A 17924-nucleotide genomic window follows, 5' to 3' on the forward strand; every position below is an offset into this window, starting at 1 on the left:
GAGAAAAGTTTATCAGCGGTATTTTCCAAAGGAATGGAAGGAAAAAGCTTATGGATCGTCTGAGGAAAAAGCAATATTATTCCAACTGCGATATTTCCATGATACGCTATAAATAGAGACGTCCTTTTTTGGTCTGCTAAAGACTGAACCGTTCATCGACAAAGGAATGAAAAACAAAATAAAAACCCGAGGTGTTAAGATGAAAATCAGCGAGTTTATGATCAGAGACGTAGTGAAAATTGAAGAAAACGTAACAATAAAGGAGTTATTGGAAATCCTTGTTGCCAACAAAATCGGCGGTGTTCCCGTCGTTGATAAACAGGGAGTGCTGCAGGGAATGATCAGTGACGGAGATGTCATCCGCTTTTTGCAGCCGCAGGGAAGGACCATATATGATATTTACACACTTGTCCTAGTGAGTGAACGCCAGGATTTGAAAGATAAATTGAAAAGCTCGATTCATCTGCCAGTAGAGGATATGATGAGAAAGCAAAAGCTTTATAAGGTAAAGCCTGATGATAATCTGGAAAAGGCACTTGAGATTCTTGCGGAGAATGGTTTTAAGAAAATACCAGTTGTCAATGACGCCGGCAGAGTGGTAGGTGTGATCAGCAGGGGAGACCTAATCCGCTATATATCCAATCAGTTAATCAAGGAATTGGAATAGAACATAAAATCGATTGTTCTGCGCGGTGGTTTTACTGCTTGCAGAAAAACTGAACAAAAAATCTAACAGAAGAAAAGGAAATATAAATGAAAAAAGTCACCACAAGCTTTTTGGAGTTCAGAGGCAGCCACGCTCAGTTCGGCTTTGAACAAGGAGAAAGACTGAAAGACTCTGCTTTGCAAAAGAACTATTCACGGGTCAATCAACCCAGGAAAAGACCTCGATATATTGTCGACTTTCATAAAGCCAAGAAAACGATCAAAACATACATGCCTCACTTGTGGGAAGAGCTGGAAGGGCTTTCGGAAGGTCTTGAGCTCCCGCTGGAGGAAACTGTGCGAGATTATAGCGGTTATCAGCAGGAGTGGCACCCTTCTGGCTGTTCCATCCTGACTGGGCGTGATTACCTGGTTCGCAATTATGATTATCATCCTAAGACATATGAAGGCCGTTTCGTTTTGTTTCAACCTGTAGACGGCTATGCGACGATTGGTCCCAGTCAACGAATTACCGGGAGAGCTGACGGGATGAACGAACATGGTTTGATTATCGGCTATAACTTTGTACATCGGAGAAAACCAGGGGACGGCTTTATATGCAATACGATCACTCGCATGGTATTGGAACCTGCAAAAACAGCGAGGAAGCTGCTGATATGCTGAGACAGCTCCCTCACAGACATTCCTTCAATTATGTTTTGTTTGATCAATTCGGTACCTCCAAGGTAGTAGAAGCAACACCAAGAGGAGTCGTTGTCAAAGATGAACCTTTAAGCACCAATCATTTTGACATCTTGGAAGGGGAAAACCGCTACCATTTAGCCGACTCAAAACGGAGGAAAAAGCTGTTATTAGAAGAAAAAAGCAAGCTGACTTCTCCGTATGAAGCATTCCGGTTGTTCAATGATAAAGCCAAAGGAATTTACTCGGAAAAATATACAAACTGGGCCGGTACACTGCACACTTCTGTCTATCTCCCAACGGAACTGTCAGTATGGTTTGCGGTTGGGAGCGACCGGGAACCGTTCATTTTGTCTTTTAAGGATTGGCTGCTAGGAAAGGACACCAAAGTAAAACAGTTAATCGGACACTTAAATACTGATGAAGAGCTGCCGTTTATGGAATCATGACTCGGCAGGATTTTATTCGCTATGGTCATTTCGATTGATTGCACGTATAATATCTTTGTCAGATTTATAAGGCGTTTTTAAAATGGATTATCTAAAAGATTATGGTATGTTCAAGCTATCTATATTACGAACTCACATGGTCTCCTGCCTATCCTTTTGAGAATGATGGGTAATACAAGGTATGGCAAACATTCGCTTTCCGTGGAAGACGCTTAAGCTTCTATCCAGCGAAATCTCGCTGCTGGCTGCCTGGCTAGAATTGGATGGAGTACTAGCTGTTGAAAGTAGGATGGACTGTAACTGCGTTTAGAAAATCGGAAGTGTTTCTGACGGAGTGCCTGCAACGCCGTACTAACCCTCTTTTGTTCGAGAGTAGAGAAGACCATCGAGTTTCCATCATTTGCGCCGATAGGCAAGCAATGAGGTGTATACTCACCAGTATTACTGTGTTGTACACTTCTAAATCCAGCAAAAAGGGAGCATAAACACAAATGAACAGCACAGTAAGTCAGTCCACAACTCAGTATGTTGCAGAGTTGTATGCCAAATTCACAGAAAATGGAGAACAGGAATTAGCAGATAAAGCGCTTGACTTGTTGGAGAAGATTGATTCCCATGAGTTTGCCATTTGTTTTGCAGGGCACTTTTCGGCAGGTAAGTCAACGATGATCAACGAGTTGCTTGGAGATGACCTGTTACCCTCCAGCCCGATTCCGACCAGTGCCAATGTCGTTAAAATACAAGCCGGGGATGGGACTGCCCGTGTGTATTTTAAAGAGGGCGCCCCATTGCTGTATAAAGAGCCTTATGATTTCGAGATCATTCAAGCGCATTGCAAAAACGGGGATGAAATAACACGAGTCGAAATAGCTTCCAAGAACGAGCATCTCCCATCAGGTGTGGCCTTGCTGGATACACCAGGGATCGATTCATCCAACGATGCAGACAGAGTAATAACAGAGTCATCTTTACATTTGGTGGACGTGCTTTTTTATGTGATGGATTATAATCATGTTCAATCAGAGGTCAATTTAGCGTTTATGAAACAAATCCAGCAGTCAGGAAAGCGTTTTTATGTCGTGGTCAATCAAGTCGACAAACACCAGGAAAAAGAATTGACATTTCAACAATTTCAAAACAGTTTGCTTGGTGCTTTGGAAAAATGGTCTTTGAAGCCCGAAGCCATTTTTTATACCAGCTTAAAGGATACGGAACATGCCTTTAATCAGTCGCAGGCATTGCGGGAAGAAGTGCAGCTATTGATGAAGGATAAAGATGACTTGGTAGAGGAAACTGTGGGGGTTTCCGCTAAAAAACTGGCATCCGATTATCTGTGTTCCTACAAAGAAAAAATAGACCAAGAGAAAGCGGAATATTACGCCCAATTATATCGTTTGGACGGTAAGGGAGAGGCAAATTCGGCAGAAGAGGCCAGAAGGGAATTGAAAAGGCTGGAAGATTTGCCCGATCAGGCGGAGAAGAGCCTGAGAAATGCAGTGGATTCGACGTTGAAAAATGCTTACTTGATGCCATTCGAGCTCCGTGAACAGGCGAGGGCTTTTTTGGAATCGATGCAGCCAAAGTTTAAACCGGGGATGTTTGCCGGCAAAAACAAGATCGAGCAAGTTCGCGAGCAGCGCTTGTTTGAATTTGGCGAGTCACTTACCAAAACAATCGAAGCAGCCATCGACTGGAAAATACGTGATAAATTATTGGAAACGGCAAGACAATGGGATATAAATGACACTTCCTTCATTAATTCAATCCAGCAATTCTCGGTACACTTTCCAATAAGGCAACTGAAGGACATAATAAAGCCAGGGGCTACGTTAAATGGTGAGTACTTGCTGGTTTATACGGAAGATGTCTCTCAAGCAATCAAGCATTCGGCAAAACAGTTGGCAATGAGCATTATTGCAGAATTTTCATCCTTGGTCCGTCAACAAGTAGAAACGGATCAACGCCAACAAACCCGAATAGTCGAACGGGCGGAGGAATATCATCGTTTGGAAGAAAAGCTATTCAAACTGGATGAACGGTTCCAATCAGAGAAAAACAGCATGTATCAAATAGGGAACGACCAATCCTTTCTCCGGCAAACAATCGAGAAGATGAGGCGGCAAATTCAGGAGAAGAAAGATAGCATTCTCTTTCGGGAGCAAGAGGGAGTAACTGTCCAGCCCGAACATTCCGGGACAATCCCCGAACTTCCTTCCGTCGAAGAAGTCAGCCAGCCTGGCAATCAGTCGGTGAAGAAAACTGTCGAAATCATAGAACGGACAATGGAGCAAATCAAGGATGTAACAGGGTTCCATGCAATCTATCAGGATTTATCTCTGAAACGTGAGAAACTGGCAAAACATGATATTACGATTGCTTTATTTGGAGCGTTCAGTGCTGGTAAGTCTTCATTTGCTAACGTGCTATTGGGCGGACGTGTCCTGCCTGTTTCACCAAATCCTACCACAGCGGCAATCAACAGGATTTGTCCTCCGACGGAAGAATTCCCACATGGTAGCGTGAGAGTTAAATGTAAGAGTGAGTCGGAAGTTTTCCATGAATTGAAGGATATTTTGGAAGGATCAAACGAAAAGAAACCGGAGTTTCACACACTCTCGGAGATAATTGTCTGGCTGCAGCAAAATGGCGGAGTCAATCTGAATGGCTTGAATGAAATGCATCGATCATTTTTGACAGCGGTCGTAGAGGGATACAGAAAAGTAAAATCGCAGCTGGGTACAGTGCAGTTGGTATCGTTATCGGAATTTCCTTTGTTTGTCTCAGACGAATCGCTTGCCTGTTATGTGGAATGGATGGACTTATTCTATGATTGCCCATTGACCCGTCAAGGGATCACGTTGGTCGATACTCCGGGAGCTGATTCCATAAATTCCAGGCACTCGGATGTTGCCTTTCAATACATTAAGCAAGCAGATGCCATTTTGTTTGTAACTTATTATAACCATCCCTTTTCAAAAGCTGATCGCGATTTTTTAATTCAGCTTGGAAGAGTGAAGGATGCCTTCAGTCTTGATAAAATGTTCTTTCTCGTGAATGCAGCAGACTTAGCAAGCAGCCAACAGGAATTGCGACTTGTAACCAACTATGTTGCTGAACAGCTGCTCGATTTCGGCATTGGAAATCCTCGTTTGTTTCCTGTGTCCAGTCACCTGGGCATGAAAGAAAAGGAAGGGAAAGGGGAACGGTCAATTAATTCCGGCATGGATGAGTTTGAAGCGGCATTTTATCAATTTCTGAAAGAAGAAATGATGCAGTTGATGATCCATTCGTCGGTACATGATATAAAACGTACGGAAAATCAACTTGCAGCATACATCGAATCGGCGAATTTGGATCACCAGGAAAAGCAGCGGAAAAAGCAACATTATCAAGAAGATAGAGACGAAATGAAGAAGATCGTGGATACGGCAGATTCTCAACTTGTAAACAAAGAGATTGACCAAAAACTGAAAAAACAACTGTATTACGTGCACGAACGGATGTCCATTCAATTCACTGACCGTTTCAAAGAATCGTTCAACCCGGCGACGATTTCGGGGGATGGCAAAGCAGCAGACCATGAGTTGCAACAGGCATTGAACACATTGCTGAAAGACATAGGTTTTGAACTTGCACAGGAGTTACGGGCGGTTTCCCTGCGGATGGAGCGTTTCATGAATAAAAAAGCCGAGGAATGGAGCATGCAGTTACAGAAGGCATGTTCCACTATCCAGTCTGGTATCGTTTTTTCTGACATTACAGAATATCCATTTGAGACACCTGCTTTTTCACCCATGGAAGAGGTGGATATGGAGCAGTTTAAGCCCGCACTGGCCATGTATAAATCAGCAAAGCACTTTTTTGAGAAAAACGGGAAAGAAAAGGTCAAACAGCGTCTCCAGGAGGCGCTTGATCCAATGGTGGATCACTACCTTTTAGACAACAAGCAAAAAATTTCAGATTGGTACAACGAACAATGGGACACCTGCTTAGCGAAGATTAAAAAAGAATACTTGGAGTCGATTTCCCAATACTTCGAGGGATTGCTTTATAGTTTGGCGGATGACGTTGACGTCGATGAATTGGAAAAAAAGAAACAAAAAGTTACCGCGATGTTGCCTTGGTGATGGTCAATCTTGCTTTAAAAGGTTTAAAAATTGGAAAGAACGTAAATGTAATAAGTGGGAAAGATTATATCATCAAGGAGGCAAACCATGGCTGACAAAGATAAAGAAACAAACGACCAAAGCAAAGAACTATCAGAAAAAAATTATAAAGGAGAAACCTCCAAGGATACCGACGTAGAAAAAGGCCTGGATAAGACACATAAACAAGTCGAGAGCGGGCTTACGGACGGTACAATAGACCGCAGCGAAGAAAAAGATAAACAGGGAAGAACCAAATAAACGACCAAAAAGTGGCCGGGACAAATGCATGGTCACCAAAGCAAAAACCGAGCGGATTTGAAAGGATGATCAAATTCGTTCGGTTTTGTTTTTTGAAACAGAATTTATTTACAAAATCCTTGAGGAAGAGAGTAACTAAGGTCTGGAAGCCTCTGAAAGCCCCTCGCAATATGGTCGGCTTGGTGACTATCGGAACCTGGCACTAGGGGAATCCCTAATTCATAAGCATGGCGGATAAATTTATCGGTAGGATAAATGGATCGACAATGCTTTTTATATAAACCAGCTGTATTGATATCCAGTTCTATTCCATTTTCGGCCACTTTTTCAAGAATGTCCTTGATTTCCCGATCGTATTCCCGAGAGGTCGGAAAAGTTTGTTTGAATTTTTCCACGAGGGTGATATGGCCGAGCCGTTTTGGCTTATAACGTCCCAAATCACTGGTTATGGCCAAGACAAGTGCATGGTAGTAAGCTTCATATACGGCATCGGTGGAACCGAAAAAGGAGACGATTGCGGCAAATTCCTCGACACTGTAATCCAGACAGACAAACTTGCCCTCAGGACTACGCAGCATGTGTACCGAAAGAATCGCATCATCAATGTAGGGTCCCCATTTTTCCAGCAACATACGAGTCTCTTTTTCAAACCCGACTATAAAGTCGACTTCAAACCCGACCTGAATAATTAATTTTTCTCTGTATTTATGTTTCAGCTCCCGTGCTTCCCGCAAATAATCTTCAACAGAATTCGCCGGCATACTGCTGTCTTTCATAGGAGCAGGATCGGCAAAGGCAGCTGGAAGCGGTGCATGCTCCGTGAAAGTTAAATGAGTAAGTCCGGACTCTATCGCCTGTTTTATATAGTCTTCCATCTTATCATTGGAGCCATGCGGGCAAAATTGGGTATGGAGGTGAAAATCTCCGCGAATGTTCATTTGTTACCGCCTCTCTTGAACTTATATTATAGCTTTTTCATCCTGATAGCGTAGCGCTTGTTTGCTTTTGGTTGTCCATGCCGTCCTGTTGACGCGCCCTCATAAGTGTGATAAATTCATGTTAACAAGATACTTTACTTAAGTAAAGTGGTAGAGTGGTAAAATAATAAAGGAAATAACAGAAAGTGGTGTTCATATGTTTTTGCCTGCTGGAAGTCAGGACGAAGTCGGGCAACAAATAAACAAACGATTTCGGGCTTTTGAAGTTTTTACGGAAATTACCGAACGACGGAATTATCAACCGATTTCAACACCGGTGGTCGAATATGCCCAAACGTTTACTAACGGCTACACAGGAATGGCCTTGCAGCCGATGTTAAAATGGTTTAACCACGAGGGGGAAATCGAGGTGCTTCGGCCCGACTGGACGACCGCCGTTGCAAGGGCGTTAGTGAAGCAGTCCCATTCAGAACATAAATGGTGCTATCAGGGGTCTGTATTCCGCAGTGATAAACCAGGAATGGAAAGCAGGCAGGCGGGAATTGAAATTGTCTATGCTCCCTCATTCCTGGGGGAAAGTGAGTCCTTGCTGACAGCGGCCGATTACTTACAGGCTTTGGAGGTGGAGGACTATTTAATCGAATTGGGACATTCAGAAATTTTCGAACTGTTGGCAGCGCCTTTAAAACTTGATTCTGTACAAGCAGAGAGACTGAGACAGGCAATGCATGATAAACGAAAGGATGAAGTTTTTCAATTGGCGAATCACGCAGGTTCCCGGACGATCGCAGAACAACTGACAGAACTGGTGGATGCTTATGGGTCTGTGGAAATATTGGAAGTCTATGAAAAACACTGGAAAAACAATCAACATCTTCTCGAAATCGTAGAGCATTTGAAAAGCCTTGTGAAGCTATTGAATGACTGCGGTATAAAGGGGATTTTGGTAGACTTGGGCAGGGTAAAGAACCTTCCTTACTATTGTGGAACGATGTTCAGAGGATACCTTAGGGAGAATGGCTCCACATGCTTCTCGGGAGGCAGGTACGATAAACTATATGAGCAATTTGGTGAACGTCATTCTGCTGTGGGACTTGCGTTCGATGTGGATATATTAGCTGATCAAATAAAGCCTGCTCAAAAGCGGGAGAAAATCTGCCTCTGTGCAGAACCGGAAAGCCACGCATTTGCCGAGCAGATTCGCACCGATTTTCCTGACAAGATTGTGGATATACGCTACGACTTACCGGAAAAAGAATCAAAGAATTATGACCGTATTTGGGAGATAACAAGAAAAGGGAATGGTTGGAAGGCGGTGGAACGATGAAACCTTGCATAGCTTTAACAAAAGGACGTTTGGAAAAGCAATTTTTGGAGTTTTTTCAATCTTTAGATTACGATATAACCTCTTTGGTGGACAAAGGAAGGAAGCTAAGGGTCGAAACGGAAGAGTTCCAATTCGTATTTGCCAAAGGGGTGGATGTCACCACCTATGTAGAACATGGGATTGCCGATTTGGGAATAATCGGGGAAGACATCCTTGCCGAATTTCAGCCCGACGTCTTTAACTTGCTACCTCTTCCATTCGGTAAATGCCGGATGGCTCTTGCCGCCGAAGCGGGGATCAACTGGCCCGAGCGCAAACGGATCATTGCCAGTAAATATCCCGGCATTACGAAAGAATATTTCAGGAAAAAAGGTGAGTCGGTCGATATCGTGAAGCTGGAAGGCTCGGTTGAACTCGCTCCGATTCTCGGATTGGCAGACGGTATTGTCGATATAGTGGAAACCGGCACGACGTTGAGAGAAAACGGGCTGGTCATAAAAGACGAGTTCCATCATTATAGTGCGCGGTGCATCGCCAACCGCTCTTCTTTAAAAATAAAGAAGGAACTCCTCTCCCCTGTTGTAGAAGCTATGCAGAAAGGAGTGTCTGTTCAATGATACCCACTTATTCAGCGGAGGAATTCTCCGAACTGTTCTTGCATAGGAAGATGGGCAGTCGGCTTGATGATGGCATTTTGCAAACAGCTAAACAAGTGATTGATGATATCAGGTCGAATGGAGATGAAGCATTAAAAAGATACGTGAAAAAGTTTGACGGGGAGGTACCCGACGCTTGGCTGGTGGAAAGTGATGAAAGGCAGCGAGCGTGGGAAAAGGTATCTGACGAGGTCATCAGTTCGTTGCGAGCCGCTGCCGACAATATTAAATCCTTCCATGAAAAACAGTTGCAAAATACAAGATTCATGGACATGACAGAAGATATAATGTCCGGCCAATTGTATCGGGCCATTGAGCGGGCCGGAATTTATGTTCCTGGCGGGACAGCAAGTTATCCATCAACTGTACTGATGAATGCGATACCTGCTGTTCTGGCGGGCGTCCAACAAGTAATCATGGTAACTCCTGCAAGAAACGGGGAATCCATCTCTCCGATATTGTTGGTTGCCGCAGACATCGCCGGTGTAGATTGCATCTATAGAATCGGAGGGGTTCAGGCGATAGCAGCCCTTGCCTATGGAACAGAATCCATTCCATCTGTAGATAAGATCGTCGGTCCCGGCAATGCCTATGTGGCTGCCGCCAAGTCACTGGTGTTTGGAGATGTAGGCATTGACATGATCGCCGGACCTTCTGAAGTCTGCATAATTGCTGATGACACGGCTGATCCGGCATATGTAGCAGCAGACATGATTGCGCAAGCAGAGCATGATAAAGCGGCCAGGGCGGTATTGCTCACTACTTCGCAGAGTCTGGCCGAAAAGGCAGACATACAGGTGAAACTGCAATGTGCCAGCCTGCCAAGACGGGAAATTGCGGAAGCATCACTAAGAGAAAACGGGGCAATTGTCCTGGTGGATGATGTAGATGAGGCATTTAAACTGGCAAACCGGCTAGCCCCTGAGCATTTGGAAATCCAGACAGTTGCACCGCTTCAACAACTGGGGAAAATTCGGAATGCGGGTTCCGTATTCCTCGGCAGCTATACGCCAGAAGCGTTGGGCGATTATTACGCAGGTCCCAACCATGTATTGCCAACAGCCGGTACAGCAAGATTTTCTTCCGGCTTGTCTGTAGACGATTTTATAAAAAAAACAACCTTTCTTTATTATTCGGAAAAGGCTTTGCAATCAGCGTCCACCCATGTGTGCAATATAGCGGAAAAAGAGGAGCTCGAGGGGCATGCCCGAGCAGTGAAACAAAGAGCAGGCATGAAAGAAGGGAGCGGAAACAATGAGAACAGCCAGTAGACAAAGAAAGACCAATGAAACGGTGGTCGACGTCAGTTGCAATCTCGACGACGCGGCAGTTGTGTCCATCACAACGGGAGTCGGGTTTTTTGATCATATGCTAGAATTGTTTGCCCGTCATGGAAGAATTGGCCTACGGGTAGAAGCAGACGGTGACTTACATATTGATAGTCATCATACTGTCGAAGATGTGGGAATTGTTTTAGGGCAAACCATCCGGACAGCCCTGGGGGACAAACAAAAAATCAATCGGTATGGCCACGCTTATGTACCCATGGATGAATCGCTTGGATTTGTGGCCATTGATATTAGCGGAAGGCCGTTTCTAGTACTCGATGCAGCTTTTTCTTCTCCGAACTTAGGAAACTTTGACACAGAATTAGTGAAGGAGTTTTTACAGGCATTCGCCTTTCAAGCAGGGATAACTTTGCATGCGAAGGTACTCCATGGCTCGAATACGCATCATAAGATAGAAGCGATTTTTAAAGCACTCGGAAGAGCTTTTGCTGAAGCGATCGCCATCAATCCGGCTATTGATGGAGTGAATTCGACAAAGGGGCTTATCGAATGATTGCGATAGTAGATTACGGCATGGGGAATGTGGCAAGTGTATCGACAGCGTTCCGTAAGCTCGGATACGAAGTGACGATTACTGATGACAGGGAAACTTTGCAGAAAGCCACACACCTCATTCTTCCGGGGGTCGGGTCTTTTCAAGCGGCCATGAAAGAAATAGAAGATCGAGGTTTAAAGAATCTGCTGCAAGAAATGGCAAAGAAAAAACCTTTTTTAGGTATCTGTCTGGGAATGCAACTACTGTTTTCTGAAGGTTTTGAAGGCGGGAAAACAAAGGGGCTTTCTATCCTTCCGGGCACAATTGAAAAAATGGAAACAGAACATATTCTGCCGCATATTGGATGGAACGCCTTGAAGGCAGAAGGAAATGGTAATCCATTTTCGCAATTCAAAGGAAAACACGTTTACTTTGTCCATAGCTTCGCTGCAAAAACAAATGCAGCTTATATCGCGGCAACAGCGGAATACGGAATGACTGTGCCGGCTATTGTGAGAAGGGAGAATGTATATGGCATTCAGTTTCACCCGGAAAAAAGCGGAGAAGTCGGCGTCGACATATTAAAGACATTTCTTCAGGAGGCAGTAAGATGAAAATTATCCCGGCAATAGATTTAATCGATGGAAAATGCGTCCGTTTATATCAAGGAGATTTCTCTCGTTCCACCCAAGTAGGCCTGGACCCGGAAGCACAGCTGGCTGAATTCATCCGAGATGGTGCGGAGATGATTCATATAGTAGATTTAGAAGGCGCTCGGAACGGGAAAGGCAGCCAGCTCGACCTGATCACTCGGCTGTGTGGTTTATCTACCGTCCCAGTTGAAGTCGGCGGAGGAATCAGAACAATGGAAACGGTCGAGTGTTTAATAAAAGCAGGTGCTTCCAGATTGGTTCTAGGAACATCTGCTCTTGAAGATGATGCATTTTTGCAAGCAGTCCTGGAAGCATATCCTGAACAAATTGTTATCGGAATTGACGCGAAAGACGGGAAGGTCGCCGTAAGAGGTTGGGAAACGGTATCGGGTACCGATTTTATCGACTTTGCGGGAAGAATGGAAGAACTGGGAGTTAACACAATCGTTTTCACCGATATTTCAAAAGACGGTACATTGAGCGGTCCCAATTTACAAGCGTTACAACAACTTTCCAAAGCAGTGGACTGTAAAATAGTTGCTTCTGGAGGAATCAAGGATATGGAGGATATCCGCAACCTGGAAGCCATCGGAATAGAGGAAGCAATCGTCGGTAAAGCGATTTATGACGGGCATGTTTCTTTAAAGGGGGCTGCCGATTGATCGTCAAACGGATCATCCCATGTTTGGATGTAAAGGAAGGCAAGGTAGTGAAAGGAACTAATTTTGTTTCTCTTAGAGAGTTGGGCGACCCTGTGGATATGGCTTCTTCTTATTCTCGAGAAGGAGCGGATGAAATCATCTTTCTAGATATTTCAGCTACCAATGAAGGAAGGCAGACAATGATCGATATTGTCAAAAAGACAGCAGAAACGGTGTTTGTACCCTTTACAGTAGGGGGAGGGGTAAAGTCGATCGATGATGTTACCAGGCTTCTACAGGCCGGAGCGGACAAAGTGGGGATGAACTCAGCCGCTGTTGCGAATCCTTCTTTGATTCGTGAAGCTGCTGACCGTTTTGGTTCGCAATGTGTGGTCGTAGCCGTGGACGCGAAACGTATCGGAAATAGTTGGCATGTCATGACGCATGGTGGCAGCAGGGATAGTGGTAAAGATGCTTTGAAATGGGTAAAAGAAGCAGAACTGCAAGGTGCAGGAGAGATTTTACTGACAAGTGTCGACACGGATGGAGTGAAAGACGGCTTCGACTTGGAACTGACAAGGGCTGTAGTTGACTCTGTCCGCATCCCTGTCATAGCTTCAGGCGGTTGCGGAAAGCCCGAGCATTTTGGAGAAGTGTTTCGTAAAACCGGTGTTTCCGCCGCTTTGGCTGCATCCATCTTCCATGAACGAATATACTCGATTGATCAAGTAAAGCAAAGCTGTGCAGAACAAGGAGTGGATATACGTGAAGCCGGACTTTTCTAAAGGACTGCTTCCTGCAGTCATCGTAGATGATTTGACAGGAGATGTGTTAATGGTTGCTTATATGGATGAAACAGCTTATCAAAAAACAATAGAGACGGGGCAAACATGGTTTTATTCCCGTTCCCGTCAGGAATTATGGCATAAGGGCGCTACTTCTGGGAATTATCAGTCTGTCCGGTCGGTATTTCTGGATTGCGATGGCGATTCACTTCTGTTACGGGTTACCCCCTATGGGCCTGCTTGTCATACCGGAAAAAATAGCTGCTTTTTCTATGAAGTGACAGGTGATGAGATAAAAGAAAAGCGGAAGGAAATTAGGCAAGGAAACGTTTTTGATCAAGTAATGGCAGAAATCCAGAGTCGGAAAGAAACCCGAGTTGAAAATTCTTATACGAATTATCTTTTTGATAAAGGGATTGATAAAATCGGGAAAAAAGTAATCGAAGAGGCCGGTGAAGCGGTCATAGCAGCTAAAAACAACAATAAGCAGGAAGTCGTAAATGAAATTAGCGATTTACTGTACCACAGTCTCATTCTCCTCGCAGAACAGGATGTTTCACTTGATGCTGTAAAAGAAGAGCTGGACAGACGAACGAACAAAAAAGGGAATAGCAAAGGCGACCGTCCAGAAATTGAAAATTGGTAAGTGACAAAAAACACGTTTGGCCAGAATGGTCGACGTGTTTTTCTGTGTGGTGGATTGGCTATTTTGGATGGATGATAGTAAACTAGACACACCAAAATATAGAACAGGCAGGTGGATTCTGCATGGAGATGAAAATCGGGGAACACTCAGTATTATGTCGTAAATATAAACCGGAAGATTTCAACCAGATCCAGAACTTGAATGCAAGTGAAGGGTGGGGAAATTTAGTAGAAGATCGGGAAGCTGCAAAACGGGGATGGGAGGGTTCGCAAGTGACTTATGTACTGGAAGACAAGGAGAAAGTGGTCGGATATCTCAGAGGTTTGACGGATTCAGCAATCACATTGTACATTTGTGAATTGTTGATTTCTAAGCCATACCGCGGGAGAGGTCTTGGTAAAAAGTTGCTGGCCCACATCCACGATATTTATCCGGAGACAAGGATGGAAATGCTGGCCACAAGCAGCTCAAAGGAGTTTTATGAAAAGAATGGTTTCCGGGCGTTTTATGGATTTAGAAAAAAGATAGAGGAATAATACTATAAAGCATTTGAAAAGGGAAGGTGACAGCAATGAGGTTGAGTGTATTGGACCAATCCCCCGTTTCGCGAGGAGAATCACCGGCACGAGCATTACAACATACAATCAGGCTTGCCCAGGAAACAGAAAGTCTCGGATATACCAGGTACTGGGTTGCAGAACACCATAGTACCAGCGGGTTGGCTAGCACTTCGCCGGAAGTATTGATCGGCCAAATTGCCGCAAAAACCGATACAATCAGAGTAGGGTCTGGAGGAGTCCTCTTACCCCAATATAGTCCGCTTCATGTAGCCGAAAACTTTAAGACGTTGGAGGCTTTTTATCCTGGCAGGATCGATATTGGTCTGGGAAGGTCCCCGGGAGGTAATCAAACAACAAGATTGGCACTTACCGACGGACAGCAAAAAAGTCTTAGTTCCTTTCCAAGGCAAACTTCGGATTTATTGGGTTTTCTACATAACTCGCTGCCAGCAGAACATCCGTATAAAACTGTCAAAGCTGGTCCGCGCATCGATAGTGCACCGGATATGTGGATATTGGGTCTTTCAGAGCGGGGGGCAAAAAACGCCGCCAACCTTGGGGTTGGTTTTACGTACGGCCACTTTATCAATCCCGAAAACGGCAAATCTGCCATCAAAACATACCGGGAACGATTTAAGTCATCGACATGGCAACATGAGCCAAACGTAAATGTCTGTGTATTCGTTGTTTGCGCCGACACCGAAAGCAAGGCGGAAGAATTGGCGATCAGCCAGGACGCATGGCTATTGAATGTAGGGAAAGGAAGGGATACAAAGGTTCCTTCAATCGAGGAAGTGAAAAATAAGTCTTTTTCAAAGGAAGACCAAGAAACAATAAGAAAAAACCGAAAACGGGCGGTTATCGGGGACCAACAACAGGTAAAGCGCCAGCTGGAGAAGTTGGCAGATGAGTACCAAACAGATGAGCTGATGATCATTACCAACATCCATGATTTTCAAGCCAAACTTCATTCTTACAAACTGTTGGCAGATGCCTTTTCATTGATAGATTGATTAGAACGTGATGCAGTAAATCATAATCATATTATGTAAACTATTAGAGGAGAAAGGAATAATAGGCAATAATATGGCCACCGAAAAAATGAATCTCATCAACGTTGAATCACAAATTGTTTTGGTTACGGTTTGATACAAGCTTCTATGGCGAAGAAACTTGTTTTCGTTTTAAACGATAAAGTAACACCCTGCCATATATATTAATGAAAGGCCACACCGGTTAAAAAGAACGGTGCGGCCCTTCAAACTTTATCGCTATGGTCCAACTGGCATCTTATAAATGATCATGCCCTTCTGGTTAGAAGTTTTCAACATATAAGCTTTCTTCATCTTTTAGCTTTGCGAAAAAGACGGTATCAAGACCAGTGATTTTCGATGAATTCGTCTCTTCCGGATTTAGCCCTGTCTTCCTGGTAGTATTTTTTATTTTTCTTATAGAAGTCCTGATGATAAGTTTCTGCACGATAAAAGGTGCTGGCAGGAAGGATCTCTGTAACAACTGGCTGCTGAAACCGGCCACTGTCGATAATCGCTTGTTTCGATTGTTCTGCCAATTGCTTTTGCTTTTCATCATGGTAGAAGATGGCGGCGCGGTACTGGCTGCCCCTGTCATGGAACTGTCCTCCATCATCTGTCGGGTCAACCTGTGGCCAGTAAATATCCAGCAGTCGCTGGTAAGGAAAAATATCCGGGTCAAAGCTTATTTGAACCACTTCATAATGGCCGGTCTCGCCTGTTTTCACTTGTTCGTAGGTAGGATTTGTGACATGTCCCCCCATATATCCTGAAACAACTTGATGGATGCCCTCGAATTGGTCGAATGGTTTGACCATGCACCAAAAGCAACCACCTGCAAATGTAGCCAAAGCTGTTTGTTTAGTCATGTTCTGCCACCTTCTGTCTGCTGAATTGTAAAATTAACTATATCACAGAGAAATGAAATCTATCAATTTTGTTGTTTTTTAACCAACCTTTCTACAGGATGAGTTTTGTGTGTTAAAATATAGAATGATAAGCTTCATTTCACTGTAAATAAGGGAGTAAATGATATGGATAAACAGCATAATGTTTTATTAGTCGATGGAATGGCATTGTTATTCAGAGGTTTTTATGCCACTTCCTTCACAGGCAATTTCATGGTTAACAGCAAAGGGATACCGACGAACGGTATTTTTGGTTTTTTAAAATATTTCTTGGATGCAATTGCCACTTTTCAGCCAAGTCATGTCATCTGCTGCTGGGACATGGGGAGTAAAACTTTCCGCAATGAGCTTTACGCCCCATACAAAGCCAACCGAGGAGAGCCGCCAGTAGAGCTGATACCCCAATTCGATTTGATTAAAGAAGTAATGGAGGCTTTTGATGTTCCGAATGTCGGCACTAAAGGGTTTGAAGCTGATGATTGTATCGGTACACTCGCACGGCAGTATGGCAAGGAACATCAAGTCACCATCTTGACCGGAGACCAGGATATCCTCCAGTTGGTGGATGATCAAGTTTCCGTGGCTATCATGAAAAAGGGACAAGGTAATTACGCAGTATATAAAAAGGATACGTTTTATCAGACAAAAGGAATTTCCCCTTATCAAGTGATTGAGATGAAGGCCTTGATGGGGGATACATCAGACAATTATCCAGGAGTGAAAGGGATAGGTGAAAAAACAGCCTTGAAATTGTTGGCGGAATTTGGTTCTATTGAAGACATTCTTGCCAATCTGGAAAAACTTTCGAACGGTATCCGAAAAAAAATAGAAGAAAATTTGGACATGCTTCATTTATCCAGAAAGCTGGCGGAGATTCACTGTGAAGTACCAATTGAATGTGCACTGGAAGATGCAATCTGGAAAGTGAACACAGAATTGATTCAACATAAATTTGCAGAGCTGGAGCTCCGTGGTTTTTCCAAAATGGTTAATCAAGTCGGATAGATCAGATTCCAACCGATTGTGTGAGGGATAGGAGGGCAAACAATATTGATCGGTAATCATGAAGTCTACGGCAAAGTGATCGATACAGCCACTAGATGTGAACACTATCACTCGGAGCTTGATATCATTGCGATCAAATTTGCCTGTTGCCATGCGTATTATCCCTGTTATCGTTGCCATCAGGAAACAGCCGGACATGACGCTAAGGTATGGGCCAAAGAGGAGAACAAGAAGAAAGCTGTGTTATGCGGAAGTTGTCACAAAGAATTGACGATTGAAGCTTATAGAGCAGCCGATACTTGTCCTTACTGTCTTGCTGCTTTTAATCCTGGCTGTCATCTGCACCATCATTATTATTTTGGATAAATCGACAATACTTCTGCCAAGCTAAAGGTGGAGGTGTTTCCCAATGGCAAAAGAAAGAAAACGAGGCAGAGGGCAAGCAGCACCCAGTGTCACCCCTCAAGGTCTGACGGAAGATACTGCAGATCAAAGGCCGCATTCTGATTTGGAAGCAAAAGCGAAAAAAAGCAATACAAAAAGATAGAGCCCTATAGGGCTCTATCTTTCTGTGACTATTCACACGCATAATATAGAAGAAAGTATATGAATCAAAAGGGATGTAAAACAAACCTGCAAAAGCAAAAAAACGGATGATGGTTCGATACCAGGAGCATCATCCGTTTTTTGCCTCTTCTTTTATCAGCAGAATTTATCATGTGCTTTGTTTGAACATGAAATACTGTGA

General features: G+C 43.9%; 18 protein-coding genes and 1 pseudogene. 17 read left to right on the forward strand and 2 right to left on the reverse strand.

What is annotated here, in order from left to right; translation table 11 throughout:
• The first annotated feature begins 199 nt into the window (after positions 1-199).
• The 4 genes and pseudogenes from ABVF09_RS10280 to ABVF09_RS10295 all read left to right on the forward strand — a co-directional run bounded on the left by ABVF09_RS10280 (position 200) and on the right by ABVF09_RS10295 (position 6202).
• On the forward strand, positions 200-667 hold the full coding sequence (locus tag ABVF09_RS10280) for a CBS domain-containing protein (protein WP_026570240.1): 468 nt from the start codon (positions 200-202) through the stop codon (positions 665-667).
• An 86-nt stretch (positions 668-753) separates the two neighbouring features.
• A pseudogene (locus ABVF09_RS10285) lies at positions 754-1796 on the forward strand (C45 family autoproteolytic acyltransferase/hydrolase).
• 491 nt (positions 1797-2287) lie between these two features.
• Complete coding sequence (locus ABVF09_RS10290) at positions 2288-5923, forward strand: dynamin family protein (RefSeq protein ID WP_371069155.1); 3636 nt, start codon at positions 2288-2290, stop codon at positions 5921-5923.
• Between the two features lie 87 nt (positions 5924-6010).
• Entirely contained in the window at positions 6011-6202 is a 192-nt protein-coding gene (locus ABVF09_RS10295; protein ID WP_371069156.1) for a DUF4025 domain-containing protein, read from the forward strand.
• A gap of 104 nt (positions 6203-6306) precedes the next feature.
• Here ABVF09_RS10295 and hisJ read toward each other — a convergent pair whose 3' ends face one another.
• Positions 6307-7140: a histidinol-phosphatase HisJ gene (gene hisJ, locus ABVF09_RS10300; protein ID WP_371069157.1), complete on the reverse strand. Its 834-nt coding sequence runs from the start codon at positions 7138-7140 to the stop codon at positions 6307-6309.
• Between the two features lie 196 nt (positions 7141-7336).
• Here hisJ and ABVF09_RS10305 point away from each other — a divergent pair, with 196 nt between their 5' ends.
• The 10 genes from ABVF09_RS10305 to ABVF09_RS10350 all read left to right on the forward strand — a co-directional run bounded on the left by ABVF09_RS10305 (position 7337) and on the right by ABVF09_RS10350 (position 15245).
• Positions 7337-8467 carry an ATP phosphoribosyltransferase regulatory subunit gene (locus tag ABVF09_RS10305; RefSeq protein ID WP_026771301.1) on the forward strand — a complete coding sequence of 377 codons (1131 nt, stop codon included), beginning with the start codon at positions 7337-7339 and terminating at the stop codon, positions 8465-8467.
• Positions 8464-9084 carry an ATP phosphoribosyltransferase gene (hisG, locus tag ABVF09_RS10310; RefSeq protein WP_371069158.1) on the forward strand — a complete coding sequence of 207 codons (621 nt, stop codon included), beginning with the start codon at positions 8464-8466 and terminating at the stop codon, positions 9082-9084. Before ABVF09_RS10305 ends, hisG begins: the two co-directional genes overlap by 4 nt.
• Positions 9081-10394 (forward strand): histidinol dehydrogenase, encoded by a 1314-nt coding sequence (gene hisD / locus ABVF09_RS10315; protein ID WP_371069159.1) that lies wholly within the window; start codon positions 9081-9083, stop codon positions 10392-10394. Before hisG ends, hisD begins: the two co-directional genes overlap by 4 nt.
• Positions 10378-10965, forward strand: a complete 588-nt coding sequence (hisB, locus tag ABVF09_RS10320) for an imidazoleglycerol-phosphate dehydratase HisB (protein WP_153462631.1) — start codon at positions 10378-10380, stop codon at positions 10963-10965. Before hisD ends, hisB begins: the two co-directional genes overlap by 17 nt.
• A complete protein-coding gene (gene hisH / locus ABVF09_RS10325) occupies positions 10962-11561 on the forward strand; it encodes an imidazole glycerol phosphate synthase subunit HisH (RefSeq protein WP_026570231.1) in 600 nt (199 codons plus the stop codon). Before hisB ends, hisH begins: the two co-directional genes overlap by 4 nt.
• Complete coding sequence (hisA, locus tag ABVF09_RS10330) at positions 11558-12262, forward strand: 1-(5-phosphoribosyl)-5-[(5-phosphoribosylamino)methylideneamino]imidazole-4-carboxamide isomerase (RefSeq protein WP_026570230.1); 705 nt, start codon at positions 11558-11560, stop codon at positions 12260-12262. The genes hisH and hisA overlap by 4 nt, the downstream gene beginning before the upstream one ends.
• Positions 12259-13026: an imidazole glycerol phosphate synthase subunit HisF gene (gene hisF / locus ABVF09_RS10335; protein ID WP_026570229.1), complete on the forward strand. Its 768-nt coding sequence runs from the start codon at positions 12259-12261 to the stop codon at positions 13024-13026. Before hisA ends, hisF begins: the two co-directional genes overlap by 4 nt.
• Positions 13007-13672 (forward strand): bifunctional phosphoribosyl-AMP cyclohydrolase/phosphoribosyl-ATP diphosphatase HisIE, encoded by a 666-nt coding sequence (gene hisIE, locus ABVF09_RS10340; protein ID WP_026570228.1) that lies wholly within the window; start codon positions 13007-13009, stop codon positions 13670-13672. Before hisF ends, hisIE begins: the two co-directional genes overlap by 20 nt.
• 122 nt (positions 13673-13794) lie before the next feature.
• A complete protein-coding gene (locus ABVF09_RS10345; RefSeq protein WP_371069160.1) occupies positions 13795-14208 on the forward strand; it encodes a GNAT family N-acetyltransferase in 414 nt (137 codons plus the stop codon).
• A gap of 35 nt (positions 14209-14243) precedes the next feature.
• Positions 14244-15245 carry an LLM class flavin-dependent oxidoreductase gene (locus ABVF09_RS10350; RefSeq protein WP_371069161.1) on the forward strand — a complete coding sequence of 334 codons (1002 nt, stop codon included), beginning with the start codon at positions 14244-14246 and terminating at the stop codon, positions 15243-15245.
• 359 nt (positions 15246-15604) lie between these two features.
• Here ABVF09_RS10350 and msrA read toward each other — a convergent pair whose 3' ends face one another.
• Positions 15605-16132, reverse strand: coding sequence for a peptide-methionine (S)-S-oxide reductase MsrA (gene msrA / locus ABVF09_RS10355; protein WP_026570225.1), 528 nt, complete (start codon positions 16130-16132; stop codon positions 15605-15607).
• A 165-nt stretch (positions 16133-16297) separates the two neighbouring features.
• Between msrA and ABVF09_RS10360 the strand changes: the two genes are divergently transcribed.
• The 3 genes from ABVF09_RS10360 to sspL are packed head-to-tail and all read left to right on the forward strand — an operon-like array spanning position 16298 to position 17723.
• Complete coding sequence (locus ABVF09_RS10360; protein ID WP_026771296.1) at positions 16298-17176, forward strand: 5'-3' exonuclease; 879 nt, start codon at positions 16298-16300, stop codon at positions 17174-17176.
• 45 nt (positions 17177-17221) lie between these two features.
• Positions 17222-17542 (forward strand): CHY zinc finger protein, encoded by a 321-nt coding sequence (locus tag ABVF09_RS10365; RefSeq protein ID WP_371069162.1) that lies wholly within the window; start codon positions 17222-17224, stop codon positions 17540-17542.
• Positions 17543-17585: 43 nt separating this feature from the next.
• Positions 17586-17723 carry a small, acid-soluble spore protein L gene (gene sspL / locus ABVF09_RS10370; RefSeq protein ID WP_081704512.1) on the forward strand — a complete coding sequence of 46 codons (138 nt, stop codon included), beginning with the start codon at positions 17586-17588 and terminating at the stop codon, positions 17721-17723.
• Positions 17724-17924: the final 201 nt, after the last annotated feature.

Origin of the sequence: Sediminibacillus sp. JSM 1682029 (genome assembly GCF_041366435.1) — a bacterium.
Classification (GTDB): Bacteria; Bacillota; Bacilli; order Bacillales; family Amphibacillaceae; genus Sediminibacillus; species Sediminibacillus terrae.